At 65.0% G+C, this 21,813-nt stretch carries 15 protein-coding genes and 2 tRNA genes; 7 read left to right on the top strand and 10 right to left on the bottom strand.

The features are described from left to right. Positions 1–2: 2 nt before the first annotated feature. Positions 3–5,516 (bottom strand): trifunctional serine/threonine-protein kinase/ATP-binding protein/sensor histidine kinase, encoded by a 5,514-nt coding sequence (locus AC1DFU_RS14760; protein WP_441590499.1) that lies wholly within the window; start codon positions 5,514–5,516, stop codon positions 3–5. 279 nt (positions 5,517–5,795) lie between these two features. Here AC1DFU_RS14760 and AC1DFU_RS14755 point away from each other — a divergent pair, with 279 nt between their 5' ends. Next, positions 5,796–7,451, top strand: a complete 1,656-nt coding sequence (locus tag AC1DFU_RS14755) for a M30 family zinc metallopeptidase (protein ID WP_441590500.1) — start codon at positions 5,796–5,798, stop codon at positions 7,449–7,451. 5 nt (positions 7,452–7,456) lie between these two features. Next, on the top strand, positions 7,457–7,768 hold the full coding sequence (locus tag AC1DFU_RS14750; protein ID WP_255370656.1) for a hypothetical protein: 312 nt from the start codon (positions 7,457–7,459) through the stop codon (positions 7,766–7,768). Between the two features lie 19 nt (positions 7,769–7,787). On the opposite strand, the gene AC1DFU_RS14745 is transcribed toward AC1DFU_RS14750, so the two are convergent. Together AC1DFU_RS14745 and AC1DFU_RS14740 are read right to left on the bottom strand one after the other, a co-directional pair. Then, a tRNA-Arg gene (locus tag AC1DFU_RS14745) sits at positions 7,788–7,864 on the bottom strand. Positions 7,865–7,928: 64 nt separating this feature from the next. Then, entirely contained in the window at positions 7,929–9,176 is a 1,248-nt protein-coding gene (locus AC1DFU_RS14740; protein WP_092289775.1) for a sensor domain-containing diguanylate cyclase, read from the bottom strand. Positions 9,177–9,614: 438 nt separating this feature from the next. Between AC1DFU_RS14740 and AC1DFU_RS14735 the strand changes: the two genes are divergently transcribed. From AC1DFU_RS14735 to AC1DFU_RS14720, 4 genes are all read left to right on the top strand, one after another. Further along, positions 9,615–9,691 (top strand) — tRNA-Pro (locus AC1DFU_RS14735). Between the two features lie 385 nt (positions 9,692–10,076). Then, positions 10,077–10,298 (top strand): translation initiation factor IF-1, encoded by a 222-nt coding sequence (infA, locus tag AC1DFU_RS14730; RefSeq protein ID WP_008641674.1) that lies wholly within the window; start codon positions 10,077–10,079, stop codon positions 10,296–10,298. Between the two features lie 179 nt (positions 10,299–10,477). Continuing rightward, the gene (locus AC1DFU_RS14725; protein WP_092289777.1) at positions 10,478–10,954 is read left to right on the top strand and encodes a SixA phosphatase family protein; all 477 of its coding nucleotides are present in this window, start codon (positions 10,478–10,480) and stop codon (positions 10,952–10,954) included. A gap of 234 nt (positions 10,955–11,188) precedes the next feature. Next, positions 11,189–12,040, top strand: coding sequence for a GNAT family N-acetyltransferase (locus AC1DFU_RS14720; RefSeq protein ID WP_441590501.1), 852 nt, complete (start codon positions 11,189–11,191; stop codon positions 12,038–12,040). Positions 12,041–12,157: 117 nt separating this feature from the next. Here AC1DFU_RS14720 and ppx read toward each other — a convergent pair whose 3' ends face one another. Next, positions 12,158–13,690, bottom strand: a complete 1,533-nt coding sequence (ppx, locus tag AC1DFU_RS14715; protein WP_092289781.1) for an exopolyphosphatase — start codon at positions 13,688–13,690, stop codon at positions 12,158–12,160. A gap of 132 nt (positions 13,691–13,822) precedes the next feature. On the opposite strand from ppx, the gene ppk1 reads away from it, so the two are divergent. Continuing rightward, entirely contained in the window at positions 13,823–15,943 is a 2,121-nt protein-coding gene (ppk1, locus tag AC1DFU_RS14710) for a polyphosphate kinase 1 (protein WP_092289783.1), read from the top strand. A 60-nt stretch (positions 15,944–16,003) separates the two neighbouring features. On the opposite strand, the gene phoR is transcribed toward ppk1, so the two are convergent. The 6 genes from phoR to pstC all read right to left on the bottom strand — a co-directional run bounded on the left by phoR (position 16,004) and on the right by pstC (position 21,688). Further along, the gene (gene phoR, locus AC1DFU_RS14705; RefSeq protein ID WP_092289785.1) at positions 16,004–17,350 is read right to left on the bottom strand and encodes a phosphate regulon sensor histidine kinase PhoR; all 1,347 of its coding nucleotides are present in this window, start codon (positions 17,348–17,350) and stop codon (positions 16,004–16,006) included. Between the two features lie 154 nt (positions 17,351–17,504). Then, positions 17,505–18,212, bottom strand: a complete 708-nt coding sequence (phoB, locus tag AC1DFU_RS14700; protein ID WP_066735924.1) for a phosphate regulon transcriptional regulator PhoB — start codon at positions 18,210–18,212, stop codon at positions 17,505–17,507. Between the two features lie 36 nt (positions 18,213–18,248). Beyond that, the gene (gene phoU / locus AC1DFU_RS14695; RefSeq protein ID WP_092289787.1) at positions 18,249–18,953 is read right to left on the bottom strand and encodes a phosphate signaling complex protein PhoU; all 705 of its coding nucleotides are present in this window, start codon (positions 18,951–18,953) and stop codon (positions 18,249–18,251) included. 35 nt (positions 18,954–18,988) lie between these two features. Then, positions 18,989–19,777 (bottom strand): phosphate ABC transporter ATP-binding protein PstB, encoded by a 789-nt coding sequence (gene pstB / locus AC1DFU_RS14690; RefSeq protein ID WP_092289789.1) that lies wholly within the window; start codon positions 19,775–19,777, stop codon positions 18,989–18,991. A gap of 46 nt (positions 19,778–19,823) precedes the next feature. Then, positions 19,824–20,726 carry a phosphate ABC transporter permease PstA gene (gene pstA, locus AC1DFU_RS14685; RefSeq protein ID WP_092289791.1) on the bottom strand — a complete coding sequence of 301 codons (903 nt, stop codon included), beginning with the start codon at positions 20,724–20,726 and terminating at the stop codon, positions 19,824–19,826. After that, positions 20,723–21,688 (bottom strand): phosphate ABC transporter permease PstC, encoded by a 966-nt coding sequence (gene pstC, locus AC1DFU_RS14680; protein ID WP_092289793.1) that lies wholly within the window; start codon positions 21,686–21,688, stop codon positions 20,723–20,725. The genes pstA and pstC overlap by 4 nt, the downstream gene beginning before the upstream one ends. Positions 21,689–21,813 lie beyond the last annotated feature (125 nt).

The raw sequence follows: 21,813 nt of genomic DNA, 5'->3' as shown, positions 1-21,813 counted from the left end.
GATCACCATGACGTGCCCGGCTCCGCGGGCACCGTGAACTGAAAGACCGCACCGTGGGGCACGTTCGCACTCGCCCACATTCGACCCTCATGGGCGTCGATGATCGAACGGCAGATGGACAGCCCCATCCCCAGCCCGGCGGACTTGGTCGTGTAGAAGGGAGCGAAGATGCGCTCGGGGTCGTCTGGCGCAAAGCCGGGCCCTGAATCACTCACCGCCACGCGCACGCAGTTCCCCTCCGCTTTCTCCGTACTGATCAGCAAGTCCCGCGCGCCGTCGCTCGCGCCGCTCATCGCTTCCATGGCGTTGATGAGCAGATTGAGGAGGACTTGCTGCAACTGGACCCGATCTCCCTGCACAAGCGGCAACGGGTCCGCGAGATGCGTCTGCACCAGCGTGTCGTGCTTCCGTGCTTCGGCACGGGTAAGTTCGACCACCTCGCGGATCGCCTGGTTGATGTCCAGCGGCTCCTTCCGGGGCGGCGCCTTCTTCACCAGTTCACGGATGCGGCCAATGATGTCCACCGCCCGATTGCCATCCTTGATGATGCGACCCAGTATCTCGCTGACCTCGTCGATGTTGGGCGGCTCGGCCCTCAGCCACCGCACGGCTGCGTGCGCATTGGTCACTGTCGCAGCGACCGGCTGCTTGATTTCGTGCGCAATCGAGGCCCCGAGATGCCCGATTGTGGCAACGCGGTTCGCATGGGCCAGTTCCGTCTGCGCCTCGCGATAGCGTCGCTCGCCCTCCCGGATACTTTCCTCCGCCTGCTTGCGCTCGCTCAGGTCGAGCACGAAAGCGACGCCCTCCCTTCGGCCGGTTTCGAAGGTGGCTGCACCGATCAAGACGGGCACGCGGCTGCCGTCCTTCCTGACAAACTCCTTCTCGAACGGCGGCGCGCTTCCCATCTCCCTGATCTCTTGCAGCACGCGCTCGTCGCCCTCGCGCCATTCCGGTGGTGTCAGGTCCGTCCAGCGCACGCTACCTGCGATGAGATCGTCGCGCGCGTATCCCACCATGCGAAGAAACGCATCATTGGCCTCGAGAACGTCGCCCTCCACAGTCCAGACGACGATCCCGATGATGTCGGCGTCGACAAGGCGCCGAATCTTCGCCTCACGCTCCACAAGTTCGCGGTAGAGATGGGCATTTTCCAACGCAATCGCGGCCTGCGAGGCCACCAGCCTCAGGATCGCAATGCGGGCGGGAGTGAACACACGGGTCGTGAGATGGTTTTCGAGATAGAGCGCGCCAGTGAGCCTCGCCTGATTCATCAGCGGCAAGCAGAGAATGGAACGGGCGCGATGCTGTGCGATGTAAGGATCGGCCGCAAACGTGGGATCCGCCACGGCATCGTCGAGGATGACGCTCTCCCGCGTCCGCAGGACGTAGTTGAGGACAGACTCCGGCAGCACCGCATCGGTCATGGGCTGGTCGTGGAGATGCACGGCCACCGTATCCCCGTCGATCGTTGCCTCCGCAGTGATCCGCTGTTCGCCGGCATCCGGAAGGATCAATACCCCGCGTTCGGCGCCCGCCTGCTCAATCGCCGTACGCATGACCATCTCGATCAGCTTTTCCAGGACGATCACACCGGAGACCATCTGCGACACCTTGATCACGGTCGAGAGATCAAGGTGTTCGACGGGCGTCGTGATCGTGCCCGTCGGGCCGGGGGCAAACGCTTCCGTTCTGAGGTGCGGGTGCATCTGCTCAAGTTGCCGCGCCTTCCCATCGGCTCGCCAGCGCAGGTAGCTGTAGTGCGCATGGCGCAAGTAGGTCTCGGCGATGACCGCGAACTCACGCGCCGCGTAGAATCGCGCGGCAAGCTCGTTGGCGAGCGCTTCCACGTGCACGAAACCGTTGGCGCGCGCCGAGCGGATCGCCAGTTCGAAGAGCCGCATCGCATCAAGTTCGCGGCCTTCAATCCGGGCGATCTCCGCGCCCACCAGCGCGGCGCGATTCTCGAAATTCTCCGGGCAATGCTCCGCCCAGACCGTCAGTTGCCCGTGATGCCCAGCCAGCGCCGTCAGGTGCGCTTGCCGCGCATCGCCGGATGTGGCATCGGCGCAGGCGGCGTGCGACAGCGCCCCATAGAAATAGTATTCGGCTTCCTCGAAAAACGAGGCCGTGGTCCAGAGCAGGCCTTTTGCCTTCGCAGCGGCGTCCATGGCCGCCGCGTGGTCGCCGGCGATACAGCGCGCCTGTAGCTTCCGGATCCAGTACCAGCACGCCGCAATCGCCAGATCCGGGTTCTCCGAGAAACGCCGCTCGATCCGCGCCTCATCAAACTGCGCGTCGTCGAGGCAACCAAACTTGGGCGTGAGCCCCCGCAGCGTGCGCATCAGCGCGACTTGCGTGGCGATGATGTCGATGGCGAGACCGAACCGCGATTTCTCGGCGAACGCCAGGCCGTGCTCGGCTTCGGCCAGCGCGTCGCACAGCGAATCGCCGGAGAAGATCAGGTTCGAGTTCAGATCGTTGCGCGTGTAGGTTGCATACTGGAGATCCCCGACGCGGTTTGCCGCATCGAAGGCGCGGCGTTGCAGATCACGGCAAGCCCCCACGTGCTTCATCCAGGGCACGACAAACAGCGCGAAGCAAACAAAGGTTCTCGCCTCGAGGCGCTTAAGCCCGCGCCGCTCCACGAGGTCGTAGCCAAGCTGACCGAACCGGAACCCCGTCTTGTAGTCGCCGAAATGCGGCCCTGCAATGCGGATGAGGATGACGTAGGCGAAGCACGAAGCATCGCAATTGCCGTGCTCCAGGCTCAGGCCGACCGCCTTGCAGATCGTCAGCGAAGCCAGGTTTTCATCGGTGTACAAGGCCGGCGTCCAGAGCTTCATCAGCACATCGACGGTGGCCAGGGAGGCAGGGTCCTCCATCAGCGGCATGTCGATAAGCGCCTCGATTTCCCGATCCTCAAGCGCCGACCCGATGCGCCCGTATTCGCGCCGTACCTCGTCGCCGTCCGGATGGGGTGACCAATCGATGCCGAAATTCCGGAGGCAATTGAGGCCGACATTGATCGCGCGGCTGCTCTGATCGAGCACCAGGCAGACATCCATGTGCAGGCAGGCCACGATGGCTTGTTCGACCGTCGTCGCGGCGTGACCTGACAGTGCCGCCAATTCCTCATCCGCAACCGAGAGTTCACCGGTCAGGAAGGTGCATTCGGCCCGGTTCAGCTCCAGCGCGAAGAGCATCTCGTGCTGGCGCTCCCAGCTATCCTCCCCCAACAGCGCCACGCCGATATTGAGATAGGTGAGCGCCGAGGCATAGGCGGTAGAACCCTTGGCACGCTTCCCCGCCATCAGGTTGAGCCCGGCGAGCTGGTCCCGCTCCGCTTGCGCCGTGATCAGCGCAGCGCCGCGGTTGAGCTGATTGACGATCTCGAAGATCGCGGCCTCCTGCTGCCCGATGGGCGTTCGGGCGACCAGCAAGCGGCCGATCCGCAGATGCACCTCGGCGCGCATCGCTTTCGGGATCAGCGAATAGGCGGCTTCCTGCACGCGGTCATGGATAAACCGGTAAGCGCCCTCCAGCCGCTCGACCAGTTCCAGGCGGACGGCCTCCCAGAGCACCGCATGGACCTCCTTCTCCGGAATCACCAGCACGGTGGACAACATCGTGATCTCGGCGATGTTGCCGAGGCAGGCCAGCTGCTGCAACGCCTGCTGTGTCTCGCTCGGCAGACGGCTCAGTTTGCCCACCATCAGATCCACGACATTGTCGGTGTAGCCCTTGGCATGAATGCGATCGAGATGCCAGGACCAGCCCTTCGTGTCATGGTCGAAGTGGAACAAGCGCTCCTCGGCCAGCGCGTAGAGAAACTGAATCACGAAGAACGGATTGCCGGCCGTCTTCTCATGCACCAGCTGCGCCAGCGATGCCACGCGCGTCGTGTCGCAGCACACGGCATCGGCAATCAGCTGCCCGAGGTGTTCACGGCCAAGCGGCGCCAGGGTGATCTCCTCCACCGTTCCGCGAGCGCTCCGGATCGCCTGCAACTTGTGYGTCAGGGGATGGGCGGCATCCACCTCATTGTCCCGATAGGCGCCGATCACCATCAGGTGCTGCAAGTCCGACCGCGCCAGCACATCCTCCAGCAAGTCGAGCGTTGCCGTGTCCAGCCATTGCAGATCATCGAGGAAGAGTGCCAGCGGGTGTTCCGGCCGGGCGAAGACACCGATGAATCGGCGTAAGACCAGTTGAAAGCGGCGTTGCGCCTGCTGCGGCTCAAGCTCCGGCACCGGCGGTTGTTCGCCGATGATGAGCTTCAGCTCGGGGATGAGGTCGGTCATGAGCCGTGCATTCGGCTCCAGGGCTTCCAGCAGCGCGGCGCGCCAGCTCGCCAGTTCGGCGTCCCGCTTACCAAGCAGCGGCCGCACCAGACTCTGGAACGCCTGCACCAAGGTCGAATAAGGAATGTCGCGCTTGTACTGGTCGAACTTGCCTGCGGCAAAGAGCCCCCGTGGCGGCACCAGTACCTTGTGCAACTCGTTGACGACGGCGGTCTTGCCGATGCCGGAGTATCCCGAGACCAGCACAAGTTCCGGTGCGCCGCGCGTGATCACGCGGTTGAAGGCCGCCAGCAACCTGTTGACTTCGCGCTCCCTGCCGTACAGCTTCTCGGGAATCACCAGACGGTCGGGCGTGTCGTGCTCGCCAAGCGGGAAACCATCGATCTGGCGATGGCTCTCCCAGGCAGCCAGGCAGCGTCGCAGATCCTGCTCGACACCGGCCGCAGTCTGGTAGCGCTCTTCCGCCGTCTTGGCGAGCAGCTTCATGACGATCTGGCAAAGCGGGGCCGGTATCGACGTCAGGCGCTCGCTGGGCGGCATCGGCTTTCGGGCGATGTGGCAGTGCACCCATTCCATCGGCTCGCTCGCCGAAAACGGCAGGACACCGGTGAGCATCTGGTAGATCACCACACCGAGCGAATAAAGGTCGCTGCGCGAATCGATGGAGCGATTCATCCGACCGGTCTGCTCGGGCGCCATGTAGGCGAGCGTGCCGGCGATCGTTTCGGGCGGCTCGGGTGCCTGATGCTCGCGCGGCAGCCGCGAGGCGATGCCGAAGCCGGTGAGTCGCGCGCGTCCGTCCGTGCCATTCACGAGAACATGGGCAGGCTTGAAGTCCTTATGGACCAGGCCGCGCTGATGGAACTGGCCCAGCGCCGCCGCGATGCCGGCAGCGAAGCGCAAGACCCTGCCCGTCTCCATGGGCGCGCCGAGCAGCAGCTCGAGCGGCTCGCCGCCCGGGTCTTCCAGCACCAGCGAGGTCCGGCCATCCTCGCGCAGAAGCTCGAGCGGCCGCACCGCCCACGCGCTGTCGAGTTCATCCTTCAGCCTGAATTCGTGAGCAAGGCGGTCGAGACTGGCGGACGATGGATAGTCGGCGGCGGGCCGGACGATCAGGACGATGTCGGCGCCGTCATTGCCCGGGCGCTGGCCTCGACAGAAAACGTGCTCGCCGTCCTGCCACAGGATTTGAGGGCTTTGGCTGTTACCCATGAGCGCCGAAACCGGGTGAGGGGTTGATCTTGCGCGCTGCTGCCTACCAATCATCCTGCCGAGAGTCCTGCCAATAGGGCGTCACATTGGCATCAATGCGGAGCATCAAGCGCCTCCCAAGAATAGGCGAAAAAGTGGGAAATGTTCCAACCCGCAATGTCTCGCGGGGGCCTTCGGATAGAACAATTGCGAATCTCTGCGGCCCGCTGATTCAGATCAAGCGCCTAGCCGGCGGTCCATGGAAAAAGCTTCCTTTCCCATACGAAGAGGAAAGGAGTCATGATGAAGAAGCTGGCCTTGGCGTGCTGCATGGTTGGCGGCCTTGCCGCATGCGGGGGTGATGGCGGGTCCGACCACCCCACTGCGCCGCCCATCCCACCCACCCCACCTGCCCCGACGGCGCCCCAACCTCCGGGTGACCTGCTGTCGGTGGCGTGCACCGGCTGTGGCGCGCTGGACGCCAATACGTATGCCGGAACCAGCGTGGGGGTCTGGCGGCATGTGAACGCCACGGCCGCCCCGGTCGATGTGCCGGTCAATATCCGGGGGCTCTCCGGACACGACGTCACGCTGGTCTTCACCAATCAGGGCGCCGAGCCGCAGGCGATGCCGGCCCTCCCGCTGGTGCCCAAGGCATCCGCGTCGGCGGTCGGCAAGACGTGGCGTCTCGATGGAGAGGACAGCGCCGTCATGCGGCGCGTCGGCGAATTCAACGCCCATGGCTGGGCCCGGCTGGCAGCCACGCGCCCGCTGGCAGCGCTGGAGGCGCGGGAAGCTCGGATCGCCCCGCGGCAGGTCGTGCTCAACGAGTCCCGCACCTGGCATGACGCGGAAGACCAGCCGCATATGGCGACGCTGTTGCGCCAGTCACAGGCCAGCGACGGCACGGTCGTCAATTTCTGGATCGAGGATGCCGAGCGCGGTCCTGCAAAAGTCAGTGACGCCACCATCGACGCGCTTGCCGCCAGTTTCCTGGGGCCGGGCAAGGTCTATGACCTGCTGACGCACGTCGGCGGGCCGCTCTGGGGCGCGCATGGGTATGCGGAGTTGATCCCGGGTGCCGGCCAGCCGCTCGATATCGTCATCCTCAAGCTGACGAGCGACAACCCGTCCGCGCGGCTGATGGGCTATTTCTATTCGCGCGACGTGATCCGGCGCAGCGCCGGACTCCCTCATAGCAACGAAGCGGTGGGCTTCTTCCTGAATTCGGAATCGCTGTACGCGGCGGGCGACGCCGCGCTGAAGCAGGCTGCCAGCACCATGGCCCACGAAGGCATGCACTTGCAGAACTTCTACCGCCGGGGCGCTGGCCACGGCCCGAAGTATCTGTTCGATACCTGGCTCGACGAAGCCACCGCGATGATGATGGAGGACTTCGCCGGGCACGCCATCGACCCGGCCGTCAACGATATTCGCGATGTCCGGTTCCGCGACTACGTCAGGATCCGCAACGGCATGTACAACTGCAGCCTGACCACGTGGGAGCCGTTCGGGGAGACGTGCGAGAGCTATTCGGTGTCGGGCTCGCTGGGCGGGTTTCTCAATCGCCAGCTTGGCGCTGGGTTCTTCTCGCGGCTGTTGCGCGACGTGAGCAGCGAGAAGTCACTGGAAGTCCTTGATGCGGCGATCCGGGCCGAAGCTACCGGCGCGGGACTCGGCGAGCAGCTTCGCCGCTTCTCGGCGACCGCCGGGTCGCTGATGCGGGCCACCGACAGCCCCGCTGGCTACGGTTTTCCGGCGCGCGTCGATGGCGCGCTGCGACTGCCGGTGATCGATCCGCAGAACCTGGCCGGACTCCGCGCGCTGACGCAAACCGTGCCGACGCAGCTGCAGCCGTATGCGAGCATTCCCATCGTCCGGCCGGCGATGCATGGGATCTATAGCGAACGGGTGAGCGTGCCGCCCGGCACCGCGCTGTCGGTGGTCATCCAATGAGGGGGGTGACGAAGCGCGGCCTTCTGGTGATGGCGGCCGCCGGTTGCCTCGCCGCCTGCGTCGGGGCGACGCCGCCTCCGGCGGTGGGCGCGCGCATCGCGCTCACGGGCGAGGTTCGGATCATCGGCAATGCGCCCCACCCCATGGCTGTGCTGCAGGTGGACGATCAGACGGTATGGGAATTGACCGGGATCAGCGTCGCGCTGGCGCGGCCACTGGTGGGCCGACGGGCAACGGTAAGAGGGACGGTACGGCGGGCGCCGGCACCCGGTAGCTGGATGCCCGCCCTGGAGGTGGAAAGCACGGCGCCGCCGTGAACCCTTCCGCGTGAAGACTTGGCCCGCCCTAGAGGATTCGAACCTCTGACCGCTCGCTTAGAAGGCGAGTGCTCTATCCAACTGAGCTAAGGGCGGCCGGGGCGCCACGAGCCTTGCCGTGGCGGCAAGGCCAGCATTCTACTCCACCGCGCGCGCGAAATCAGTTGGATTCGCGTTCGCGCACACGGGGCCGGCGCGGCATGCCGACCGGCTCGCCGCTGTCGTGCGACGACACGCAGTTGCGGCCCATCTGCTTGGCGTCGTACAGCGCGCGGTCGGCCCGACGCATGACGGCATCGGCATTCTCGCCCGCCTGCCGCTCGGCCATGCCAATACTGACGGTGTAGGCAATCGGGTCCGGTTCCGAGGGGCACGGCGCGCCGCGCACGATCGCGTTCAGGCGCAGGCTCACGGCGCGGCCCGCCTCCATCGCGGTATCGGGCAGGACGATGGCGAACTCCTCGCCGCCCAGTCGCCCCAGCACCGCACCCGCCGGCGCTGCCTTGCGCAGCAGGCCGGCGAAGTGGCGCAGCACGCTGTCGCCGGCCAGATGGCCGTAGAGGTCGTTGATGGCCTTGAAGTGATCGAGGTCGATGAACGCCACGGTGAACGACTGGCGCGTGCGTTCCGCCTGCTTGCAGGCCAGCTCGAGTTCCTCCCAGAACGCGCCGCGCGAGAGCACGTCGGTCAGGTCGTCGTGCCGCGCACGGCGCTCCAGCATGCGGCGCAGCCGGTCGTGTGCCATCAGCGCGAAGCTGACCGACAACCCCACTACGCCGAACACGAACCAGACTGTGACGCCGCCATCGGCATCGACCGGCGCGTGCGGGCGAACCTGGCCCAGCGCCTCCAGCATCGGCAGCGCCTGCATGGCTGCCAGGGCGGCACAGGCCAGCGCCACGAAGCAGAGGCACAGCGCGGCCAGCCGCCCGGTGCCCCGCTTCTCCGCCACGCACGGCGCCGTGATGCGGATGATCTCGATCGACAACAGTATTTGAATACAGGCGGCCGCCAGCGAGAGCGACACCCCGAACGCCGCCGACTCCGGCAGCGTGGCCGGCGCGAGGTGGCTGGCCGCATGGGCCCCCACCGCGACCAGGGCCGGCAGGTTGGCGATGGCCAGCACCCTGCCCCGGCCCGGCTTGCCGACGAAATGGCGCGTACCGTAGACCATCATCGACAATCCCACGCTCAACGCCAGCTCGGGCAGGCCATGGAGTGGCCATTCGGGACGCCACGCATGGGCCGCCAGCAGCACCACCGCGAGCGTGACAATCAGGTCCCCCAACGCCCATGAGGTCAGCCCGCTGCGCTCCATGCCCGGCGCGCGCCGCAACACGGCACAGACGACCGCCATCTGCAGCGCAAACAGGCCTGCGATCAGCACTACCACCTGCGACTGAAACATCTTCCTTCCCGTTCACAAAGGCATCGCCAAGTGCTCCGCGCGGCACTGGGAAACCACCTTCTGTTTGCGGCCTGCGATGGCCGTCCTGTTTTGTTTCCGCAGGTTCCGGGCGCCCTGGGCAGCCGGTGGCCGCAAGGGCACCGGTGGGGCGTGGCTCAGGCACTGCCGCGCCGCTCGCGTCGCTCGCGGCGGCTGGCGCACCATTGTTGTGATAGTCGGGACCGGGTCCGGATGGGAACAGCAACCCGGCGACGTGCGCCGGTCGGACCTTTGCGGTGTGCGGATTATGTCAGCGCCCGGAACCAAGTCAAGCCTAAAGCGCCCCGCTGAAGCGGGGTGTTGGGCGCAGCGGCGATGACGTCACATTTTGGCATCAGGAATGCTTATTGCACGCCGTGATTGACCGCACGAGCCGTCCCGGGCTAGAATCGCCGGCTTCGGAGCGTAGCGCAGCCTGGTAGCGCATCTGATTTGGGATCAGAGGGTCGTAGGTTCGAATCCTATCGCTCCGACCAGTTTTGCAAGGTGTTTTAGGCAGTAGAACAAGTGGTGGAATCAAGGGCTTACGTCTTCGGCGTAGGCCCTTTTTTCATGGCGCCCGGCCGACGGCCGCAGGGCATGCTGCACCGCCGAACGTGCTATAATCCCGCGTCAGTTCCGGGGTATCTGAGCATGCCCTGTAACCGGGTCCGTGCTGCCAGGCACACTGGATTTTTCGGCGCCGCACCCCCAGATTCGGGGTATGTCGCGGCCGGCCAGACCCGGAAACACCTTGCCCGCCTGTCCCGAGACGCACAGGACCGCGCCATGGCACGGTCCAGCCCGATGATCCATCGGGCGCTTCACACGTATTCCCTAAAAACTTACGCAGCTCTCGGGGCTGCCGCAAAGGAAAACAGATTGGCTAAGGAAGAACTCATTGAATTTGGCGGCGTGGTGTCGGAAGCCCTGCCCGACAACCGTTATCGCGTCACGCTGGAAAACGGCGTGGAAATCTGGGCATACGCCTCGGGCAAGATGCAGAAGCACCGTATCCGCATTCTGGCCGGTGACCGCGTGACCCTCGAAATGTCGCCCTACGACCTGACCAAGGGCCGCATCAATTTCCGCCACAAATCCTGAGTTCGCGCCGATCGGGCGAGCGCCGCTGTCACGCGGCTGACATCGCCCCCGCCGACACTGACGGGCTGCCTTCGGGCGGCCCGTTTTGTTTCTGGCGATTCGTTTGACGACGCGCGCCCCGCGTCTTGCCTTGGGCTACCCGCTTTACCATACTCAAGGCACAACGAATACCTGCCAACATGAATCTGATCTTGTGGCGCCACGCCGAAGCCGAGGACTTGCCTGACCCCCTCAGCCTCTCGCGCAGCGCTGACCTGCAACGCCCCCTCACGCGGCGTGGCCGCAAGCAGGCCGAGGCATCCGCCGCATGGTTGCGCGCCCATCTGCCCGCCGATCATCGCGTAGTCTGCAGCCCGGCCCTGCGCACGCGCGAGACCGCTGGCGCACTCAGTAGCAAGGTGGAAGTCCTGCCCGACCTCGCGCCCGGCGCCGATGTCAGCGCCATCCTCGCCGCCATCGACTGGCCGCAAGGCCACGAGCACACCGTGGTCGTGGGCCACCAGCCATGGATCGGCCGCCTGGCCAGCCTGTTGCTGGCGGGCCACGAAATCAGCTGGAGCGTGAAGAAGAGCGGCATCTGGTGGCTGTCCGCACGCACGCGCGACACCGAGGCCCAGGTCGTCCTGCGCGCCGTCACGGGTCCCGATTTCCTCTAGGACGATGCGGCAGATTCGCGACGGATCTGCCTCAATTCCGAGGCAAGGTTTTCAAACTGCAATACCGGTCCTTTTTTCGGATAACGACGATGGAAACACGGGAGGCCGCTGGCTAGAGTCGCCGGTGCGCCGCCCAACAGAGGGACGTCATGGAAGCGTCATCACTGCTTCACGGCACTGTCACCAGCCCTCTCTACATTGTTTCGAAGCCGTTTCGTCACCGAAAGGACATACATGCGCGACCTTCCGACGCCTACCCAGCCGCTGTTTGACGCTTTGCCCACTGGCCGCTCCGGCCAGTCGGCGCGGAGCCGTCTTCCTCGTCAGCCAGCACAGCACCAAACCCATGCACAAGCTCCAGCGCCTGCTTTCAGTGTGGCGTGGGCACGTCACCAGGACGAAGTAGCCGAGGCGCAGCGCCTGCGCTACAAGGTCTTCGCCGAAGAAATGGGCGCACGGCTCCAGTCGTCGTCCAATGGCACCGATGTCGACATGTTCGACGCCTATTGCGACCACCTGATCGTACGCGACCAGGAAACGCTGCGCGTGGTGGGCACCTACCGCGTGCTGCCGCCGCACCAGGCCAAGCGCGTCGGCTGCCTCTATGCCGAATCCGAATTCGACCTCGTGCGCCTGGCGCACCTGCGCCCCAAGATGCTGGAGCTGGGCCGCTCGTGCGTGCACCGCGACTACCGCTCGGGCAGCGTCATCATGGCGCTCTGGGCCGGGCTGGGCGAATACCTGCAACGCTACAACCTCGAGTCGATGCTCGGCTGCGCCAGCGTGCCGATGAGCGACGGCGGCCACTACGCGGCCAGCCTCCATCGTCTGTTCTCCGAGAAGTTCCTGGCACCGATCGAGTACCACGCCTTCCCGCGCACTCGCCTGCCGGTGGAAAACCTGAACCAGGCGCTCGACGTGGAACCGCCGGCGCTGATCAAGGGCTATCTGCGCCTGGGCGCGAAGATCTGCGGCGAGCCGGCATGGGATCCCGACTTCAACGTAGCCGACTTCCTGACGCTGCTGCGCGTGAGCGACATGAACCCGCGCTACGCCCGCCATTTCCTGGGCCTCAACCGCGGCTGAGTCCGCGACCGAAGCCTGTCGGCTCCCCGATCGAAACGGCACATTTCATCGGCATGAAAAAAGGCGACTCCGGGAACGGGGTCGCCTTTTTAACTGGCCGCTCGGAAGACTGCCGAATCAGACGTACACCACCTTGTAGCGCTTGCCCACGCGCTCCCATTCGTCGGACTCCTGCGCCAGGCTGTACTCGACGAGCGGGTTCTCATCGATCCACACCTTAGGCAGCCGCACTTCGAAACCCTCATCGAGAGCATCCGACCGCTGGCTGACCTCGATCTGGGGCAGCTTCACGTCCGCACGGCGCCGGCACAGGACAAAAGCCAGACGCAGGCTGAACAGCATGCGCCAGTCGACGAACTTGCCGCTGCCAGAGAGCTTGCCCAGCTTGCCCGCATGGCCCAGCAGCAGCGTCGCCAGCCGCGCCTGGTCGGTCTTCGAGAAGCCCGGCATGTCCGCGTGTGTGGCGATATAGGCCGAATGCTTGTGATAGCCGCTATGCGAGATCGACATGCCGATCTCGTGCAGGCTCGCGGCCCAGCCCAGTAGCGCGAGGTTGTCGTCGCGGCGCTCGTTGGGCGGATCGGGGAACTGGGCGAGCAGATCGCGCGCGGCCTGCCCTACCCGGCTCGCCTGCGCGCGGTCCACGGCGTAGCGGCGCATGAACTGGTCGACGGTGACCGTGCGCATGTCCTCGTGGTGGCTACGACCGAGCAGGTCGTACAGCACGCCCAACCGCAGCGCGCCGTCGGTCACGTCCATGCGGTCCACGTCGAGTTCGGCGAACACGCCCAGCATGATCGACAGGCCGCCTGGCAGCACCGGGATGCGGTCGGCCTTGAGGCCCGCGAGCTTCACACGATTGGCGTTCTCGGCCTTGATCAGCGCGCGCTTGAGCCGCTCCAGGCCCTCGCGCGTGATGCCGTGCTCGGCCGGGTTGTCGTTCATGCCGTTCAGCTCGATCAGCTCGGCCAGCGCGCGTGCCGTGCCCGACGAGCCCACTGCCTGCTGCCAGCCCGCCGCGCGGTACTGACGCACCAGCACCTGGATCTCGCGCCGCGCGGCCAGTTCGGCCTGCTTGAACGCGTATTCATCCACGTTGCCGCTCGGAAAGAAATGACGGCTGTGCGACACGCATCCGATATACAAGCTTTCCATCAGCTTCGACTGATAGCCGCTGCCAATGATGAACTCGGTGGAACCGCCGCCGATGTCGACCACGAGCCGGTTGCCCTGGCAGGCTGGCGCATCGTGCGAGGCGCCGAGATAGATCAGCCGCGCCTCTTCGCGCCCGGCGATCACTTCGATCGGGAAGCCGAGCGCACTTTCTGCCTCGATCAGGAATTCGGAAGCATTCTTGGCCACGCGCAGCGTGTTGGTGGCCACCGCACGCACGTGTTCTGGCGAGAAATCGCGCAGGCGGTCGCCAAAGCGGCGCAGCGCGTCGATGCCGCGTCGTCGCGCGGGTTGGTCCAGGTATTTGTCAGGCGTCAGACCGGCGGCAAGTCGTACCGGCTCGCGCAGGGCATCCACCTGGAAGATCTGGCTGGCAGGGCCGGAGGCCGTGGGCGTCTCGTCCACCCGCCCGATCATCAGGCGGAAGCTGTTGGAACCCATGTCGACGGCGGCCAGCAGGCGGGGATTCTGTGTCATTGCGTGCGTAAGTAGCGCAGGATCGGTGCAAGTTTGGCAAGATACGTACAACCCCGCCAAACGCGTAAGATTATGTCCTTGTCATGTCTGCATCATGACAAAATCAAAGTGTCATCAAATTGACACGATTCTATGAAAAAGTCGCCACATCGCCAAAATAAGGTTCTACACATGATGACGACGCCGCCCGGCACGCTGCTGAACCGCGAGCTTGGCATTCTGGAATTCAATGCGCGCGTGCTGGCGCAGGCTGCCGACCCGAACGTACCGCTGCTGGAAAGGCTGAAGTTCATCTGCATCGTCTCCAGCAATCTGGACGAGTTTTTTGAAATCCGCATGGCGGGGCTGAAGGAGCAGATGCGTGATAACGCATCGGGCCTGACGCCCGATGGTCTCTCCGTCCTCCAGACCTATCAGCTCGTCACGGAGCGCACACAGCGGCTCGTGGCCTCGCAGTATGACATGCTGCAGAACGTGATCTTCCCCGCCCTCGAACAGGAAGGCGTGTTTTTTCACCTGACGAACACCTGGACCGACGATCAGCGCCGATGGGCGCGCGATTTCTTCACGCGCGAGCTGGGTCCGGTGCTGACGCCGATCGCGCTCGATCCGGCGCACCCGTTCCCGCGCGTGCTCAACAAGAGCCTGAACTTCGTCGTCGAACTGTCCGGCAAGGACGCCTTCGGCCGCGACGCCGACCTCGCCATCGTGCAGGCCCCGCGCGCATTGCCGCGCGTGGTGCGCATGCCGGAGAAGCTGTCCGGCTATCCGTATGGCTTCGTGATGCTGTCCTCGTTCATGCAGGCGTTCGTGCATGAACTGTTCCCCGCCATCGACGTGGAGGGCTGCTACCAGTTCCGCGTCACCCGCAATTCCGACCTGTTCGTCTCCGAAGACGACATCACCGACCTGCGCGAGGCGCTCCAGGGCGAACTGCCGGCCCGGCATTTCGGCGATACGGTGCGGCTCGAGGTCTCGTCCGATACCCCGCCCGCGCTCTCGCGCCGGCTGCTGCTGGAATCGGGCCTGACCGAGCAGGACCTGTACCGCGTGAGCGGCCCGGTGAACCTGGTGCGGTTGATGCAGATTCCCGATCTGGTCGACCGCCCTGCCCTCAAGTATCCGCCGCACGTGCCGGCACCGGTCAAGCCGCTCCTGACCGGGCTTGGCATGTTCGACGTGATCCGCCAGCAGGACGTGCTGCTGCACCATCCGTACGAGAGCTTCACCTCCGTGCTCGACCTGCTGCAACTCGCCGCGGCCGACCCGAACGTGGTGGCCATCAAGCAGACCGTGTACCGCACCGGCAATGAGTCGGCGGTCATGGAGGCGCTGATGACTGCGGCGCGCAACGGCAAGGAAGTCACGGTGGTGGTGGAGTTGCTGGCGCGCTTCGACGAGGAAACCAATATCAACTGGGCCGAGCGGCTCGAGTCCGCCGGCGCCCACGTGGTCTACGGCGTGGTGGGCCACAAGTGCCACGCCAAGATGCTGCTGATCGTGCGGCGCGAGGCAGCCGGCCCGAAGGTGAAGCAGGTCACCCTGCGCCGCTATGCGCACCTGGGCACCGGCAACTACCACCCGCGCACGGCTCGGCTGTACACCGACTTCGGCCTGTTGACGGCCGACGAGAAAGTCTGCGAGGACGTGCACCACGTGTTCCAGCTGCTGACCGGCACGGCCGGGACGATCCGGCTGAACCACCTGTGGCAGTCGCCGTTCACCATGCACAGCAACCTCGTCGAGCATATCCGCGCCGAGGCGCGCAATGCGCGGGCGGGCAAGCGGGCGCGCATCATCGCCAAGATGAACGCGCTGCTGGAGCCGTCGATCATCGACGAACTCTACAAGGCGTCGCGCGCGGGGGTGAAGATCGACCTGATCGTGCGTGGCGTGTGCGCGCTGCGCCCGGGCGTGCCGGGGATGTCGGACAACATCACCGTGCGTTCGGTGGTGGGCCGCTTCCTGGAGCACCATCGGGTCTACTACTTCCGTGCCGATGGCGAGGATGTGCTCTACCTGTCGAGCGCCGACTGGATGGATCGCAACCTGTTCCGCCGCGTTGAGGTGGCCTTCCCGGTGCTGGATCGCAAGCTCAAGGCGCGTGTGATCAAGGAAAGCCTGCAGGTGCACCTGCGCGACAACGCGTCCGCATGGCTGATGCAGCCGGATGGCCAGTACGTGCGCAAGCGCTCGGCGGCCAAGCGGCAGCTGGTGAGTCAGGCGGAACTGCTGAGGATATTCGGGAACTGATGGATTCGCCGATTCGCCCCTTCCCGCGTGCGGGAGGGGGCGATTTGCCGCGACCCGGTGTTACGCCGCGTGGCGGCGCGGGTCCGGCAGGTGCGATGCAACGGCCGCCGGCTCATAGCCACTGCGGTCCGTCGGGAAGACGATCCGGAAGGTGCTGCCGCGCCCGACCTCGCTGGTCACGCGCAGGTCGGCATGGTGGCGCGACAGGACATGCTTGACGATGGCCAGCCCCAGGCCGGTGCCGCCGGTGTCGCGCGAGCGGCTGCGGTCCACGCGGTAGAACCGCTCGGTCAGGCGCGGGATGTGCTCGGGTGCAATGCCCAGCCCCGTATCGCTGACCGAAAACACCGAGTGTCCATCGGTAAAACTCAGCCGGATCGCAATCCGCCCGCCGTCCGGCGTGTAGCGCACTGCGTTCGACACCAGGTTACCCAGCGCCGACAGCAACTCGCTCTCCGCCCCGCGCAGTACCACGCCTGTGTCGATCTCGGCGGCGATCTGGTGGCGGTCCTGCGAGAGCGCCTCCGCATCGTGCACAAGGTGGGCCGCCAGGGCGCCCACATTCACGCGATCCTGCGTCGGCGGCTGCACATCGCTCTCGAGCTTGGCCAGCGCCAGCAGGTCTTCGACGATCCGCTGCATACGCATCGACTGCACCAGCATCAGGTCCACGTAGCGCCTGCGGTCCTCTTCGGACACCGGCAAGTCGCGCACGGTTTCCAGGAAGCCGGTGAGCACGGTCAGTGGCGTCTTCAGTTCATGCGACACATTGGCCACGAAATCGCGGCGCATGGCTTCGGTGTTTTCCACCTTGGTGATGTCCTGCGTCAGCACGAGCTTGCGGTTTTCGCCGTAAGGAAGGATCTGGACAGAGGTGATGTTGCGCTTGTGCTCGCCCATGTCGCGCATGACCAGCGGTTCGTCGTAGCGCTCGCGGGTCAGGTACTGAATGAACTCGGGGCGGCGGATCAGGTGCGTAATGCGCTGGCGCACATCGCGCCGCGCGTTCAGGCCGAAATGCTGCTCGGCCACGCCGTTGCACCATTCGATCTGGTCAGCATCGTCAAGCATCAGCACGCCGTAAGGCGACGCCTGGATGGCCTGGATAAAGCGCGTGTGCTGCTGCTCCACCTGGAGCACCTGCGTGCGCCAGCGCTTGACCAGCCGGTGCAGGCGGTAATAGACCTCGCCCCACAGCCCGAGCGCGCTCGGGATTTCGCCATAGGCGGGCGCGTCGAGCACCTTCCACAGCCGGTTGATCTGGAACAGGTAGTAGCAAAGCTGCAGGAACAGCGCGATGCAAAGGAAGGTCAGGCCGGCAACCGGCCCCACAAAGACGTACAGACCGGCGGCGATAACTGCCAGGCTGACGAGGATGGCCGCGGATCGGGCCCAAATGACATTCATGAGAGGGATGTGGAGTCAGGCGGCCGGCCGGAGGCCGGGTCGACCGCAGTCGTTGCGACGGAGTGTGCCACGAATCCGCCGTGGCGATGGTGCCGGCGCGGCCCCTCTTACTGCTGCTCCGCGCCGGACTTGCCAGGATCTGGCGATCGGCGGATCAGTGGCTCGGCGAGCGCGCCAACCGATACCCGCTGCCACGTACCGTTTCGATCATATTGCTGTAGCCCCCGGGCGTCAGCGCGGCGCGCAGACGCTTGATGTGCACGTCCACTGTCCGCTCTTCCACGAACACGTGATCACCCCAGACCTGATCGAGCAATTGTGATCGACTATGCACACGTTCCGGATGAGTCATCAGGAAGTGCAGCAAACGGAATTCGGTAGGACCAAGGTCCAGCTTGATCGGGCCGGAGTCATCCTGGCCGGTCACGCGGTGCGTGGCCGGGTCCAGCCGCAGGCCGTTGATGGCCACCACGTCGTCGGTCAGCTGCGGCGCACGACGGCGCAGCACGGCCTTGATGCGGGCCAGCAGTTCCTTGGGCGAGAACGGCTTGGTGACGTAATCATCCGCGCCAGCCTCGAGCCCCATCACCTTGTCCTGCTCCTCGCTGCGGGCGGTGAGCATGATGATGGGAATCTGCTTGGTGCGGTCGTTGGTACGCAGTTCCTTGGCGAAGGTCGCGCCCGACTTGCCCGGAAGCATCCAGTCCAGCAACACGAGGTCTGGCAGGACATCGCTCATGAGGGACAGCGCCTGTTCGGCGTTATACGCTCGGATTGGATAGTGCCCCGCGTGCTGCAGGTTGACGGCGATCAGTTCTGCAATCGCCGGTTCGTCTTCGACAACGAGAATACTGCTTGGCATGTATGTTTTCTCCGCTTCTCAGTCTTGCCGCCAGGGTCAGCTCAGCGCTTCGCGCTCCATATCTTCGCGCGAGGTATGGCGCACGTCCGTGCCCTTGACGATGTAGATGATGAATTCTGCAATATTCTTGGCATGATCGCCGATTCGTTCGATCGCCTTGGCGATGAACAGGAAGTCCAGCGCTACCGAAATCGAGCGCGGGTCTTCCATCATGTAGGTGATCAACTTGCGCACGAAGGCGCGGAATTCATCGTCGATGGCCTTGTCATCTTTGACGATGCGCGCAGCCGCCACGGTGTCGAGCCGGGCGAAGGCGTCCAGCGCCTGGCGCAGCAGCGTGATGGCCATCTCCCCCGACAGCTTCACCTCGGAGTAGTTGATGTTGTGCGCCGCCGCGTCTTCCATGATGTGCTTGGTGCGCTTGGCCACTTTCTCGGCCTCGTCGCCGGCGCGCTCGAGGTTGGTGATGGTCTTCGAGATCGCCATCACCAGGCGCAGGTCACGCGCGGTGGGTTGGCGGCGCGCGATGATGTTGTTGCAGTCCGCGTCGATTTCCACTTCCAGCGCATTGAGTTGCTGTTCGCGGGTGATGACCTGGTCCGCCAGGTCGGCGTCGAAGTCGGCCAGCGCGCGCATGGCGAGCTCGATCTGCGACTCGACAAGCCCGCCCATCTGCAGCAGCTTGGTGTTGATCGCGTTGAGGTCGGCGTCGAACTGGGTCGACAGGTGCTTGTCAGTCATGATGTTCTCCTGGCCGGGGCGTGGAAGGTCTGCGATCAGCCGAAGCGGCCGGTGATGTAATCCTCGGTTTCCTTGCGGTGCGGCTTGATGAAGATCTTCTCGGTCTCGCCGAATTCGATCAGCTCGCCCAGGTACATGTAGGCGGTGTAGTCCGAGCAGCGCGCGGCCTGCTGCATGTTGTGGGTGACGATGACCACCGTGTACTCGTCCTTGAGTTCGGCAATCAGTTCCTCGATGCGACCGGTGGAGATCGGGTCCAGCGCCGAGCACGGTTCGTCGAGCAGCAGCACTTCCGGACGGATGGCGATGCCGCGCGCGATGCACAGACGCTGCTGCTGGCCGCCCGACAGGCCGTAGCCCGACTGGTGCAGCTTGTCCTTGGCCTCGTTCCACAGGGCGGCCTTCGAGAGCGCCCACTCCACGCGGTCGTCCATTTCGGAGCGCGAGAGCTTTTCGAACAGACGCACGCCAAAGGCGATGTTGTCATAGATCGACATCGGGAACGGCGTGGGCTTCTGGAACACCATGCCCACCTTGGCGCGCAGCAGCGCGATGTCCTGCTTGCTGGCCAGCAGGTTCTCGCCGTCCATGTTGATCTCGCCCTCGGCCCGTTGCTCCGGGTACAGCGCGAACATCTTGTTGAAGGTGCGCAGCAGCGTGGACTTGCCGCAACCGGACGGGCCGATGAACGCAGTCACCTTGCGGTCCGGGATGGACATGTTGATGTGCTTCAGCGCGTGGAACTGACCGTAATAGAAGTTCAGGTTCCGCACGTCGATCTTGGCGCGCACGGTGTCGGGAATGTCGATGACGGTAGAGGTCATGCTCGTGTCTCGCTGGAATTCGATGATCGGGGCACGTGGCGCCGGCTTATTTCTTGAACAGCATGCGCGCGACGATATTCAGCGCGAGCACACCGACGGTAATGAGGAACACACCGGCCCAGGCCAGCTGCTGCCATTCGGTGAACGGGCTCATCGCGAAGCGGAAGATCGTCACCGGCAGGTTGGCCATCGGCTTGTTCAGGTCGCTGGTCCAGAACTGGTTGGACAGCGCCGTGAACAGCAGCGGCGCGGTCTCGCCGGCGATACGGGCCACGGCCAGCAGCACGCCGGTAACGATGCCCGCATACGACGACTTGACCGTGATCGACATCACCATCTTCCACTTCGGCGTGCCCAGGGCCACGGCAGCCTCGCGCAGCGCGTTCGGCACCAGGTTCAGCATGTTCTCGGTGGTACGCACCACGATGGGAACCTGCAGCAGTGCCAGCGCGCAGATGCCGGCCCAGCCCGAGAAGTGCCCCATCCGCGTGACCACCAGCGCATAGACGAACAGGCCGATCACGATGGACGGCGCCGACAGCAAGATGTCGTTGATAAAGCGGATCAGGCTGGCCAGCGGCGACTTCTGACCATACTCGGCCAGGTAGATGCCGGCCAGGATGCCCAGCGGCGTGCCAATCAGCGTGGCCACGCCCACCATCACGAAGCTGCCGAAGATGGCATTGGCCAGACCGCCGCCGGCGGTGTTGGGCGCCGGGGTCATCTGCGTGAACAGGTCGAGCGACAGGCCGCCCACGCCCAGCGAAATGGTAGTCCAGAGGATCCACGCGAGCCAGAACAGGCCGAAGACCATGGCCGCGAGCGAGGCGGTCAGCGCGTAGACGTTCATGCGCCGGCGGGACGCCTGCAGCCGGGTGCGCACGGCGTCCGCATCGGGGCGAACGGCCGGGATCTGCGTGGCAGATACGGTTTGGCTGGCTTGGTTCATTTGCCCCCCTCATTCTTGGCAAGGCGCAGCAGCAGCACTTTGGACAGCGCCAGCACCACGAAGGTAATGAAGAACAGGATCAGGCCCAGTTCCATCAGCGCGGCGGTGTGCAGGCCGGCACCGGCTTCGGCGAATTCGTTCGCCAGCGCCGAGGTGATGGAGTTGCCGGGCGAAAACAACGAGACGTTGTCCAGCAGGTTGGTGTTGCCGATCACGAACGTCACGGCCATGGTCTCGCCGAGCGCGCGGCCCAGGCCAAGCATCACGCCGCCGATCACACCGGCCCGGGTGTACGGCAGCACCACGCGCCACATCACCTCCCAGGTGGTGCAGCCCACGCCGTACGCCGATTCCTTCAGCAGCACCGGAGTCACTTCGAACACGTCGCGCATCACCGAAGCGATGTACGGGATGATCATGATCGCCAGGATCACGCCGGCGCACAGCAGGCCGATGCCCAGCGGCGCGCCCTGGAACAGCTTGCCGATCACGGGCACCTGGCCAATCGTGTTGGCCAGCGGCCTCTGGAAGTACTCGCCGAAGATCGGCGAGAACACGAGCAGGCCCCACATGCCGTAGACGATGGACGGCACGGCAGCAAGCAGCTCGATGGCAGTGCCGAGCGGCCGGCGCAGCCAGGCGGGCGACAGCTCGGTCAGGAACAGGGCGATGCCGAAACTGACCGGCACGGCGATGATAAGCGCGATGATCGAGGTGATCAGCGTGCCGTAGATGGGGACCAGGGCGCCGTAGACGTCGGCAGGCGGATCCCATTCGGCGTTCCACAGGAACGAGATGCCGAATTTCTGGATCGAGGGCCAGGCGCTGAATGCCAGGGAAACGATGATGCCGCCCAGCAGCAGCAGCGTCACGATGGCGGCGCCGCGCGTCAGGCCGCCGAACAGGATGTCGCCCATGCGGCTGGGGGGCCGGACGGCGGGGAGATCGGGCGTAGTGGCCATGGTGGGATATGGAGTGCGTGGATGCAAGCGGCACGGCCCGCCTCGGTGACTTACCTGGGCGGGCCGGCCAGCCCTGCGGATGACAAGGCACGTGATCCGGTAGATCCTCGCGCCCTGCCCGTGCC

The organism is Cupriavidus sp. 10L45 (genome assembly GCF_056395225.1).
This window is presented reverse-complemented; position numbering and strand designations above follow the sequence as displayed.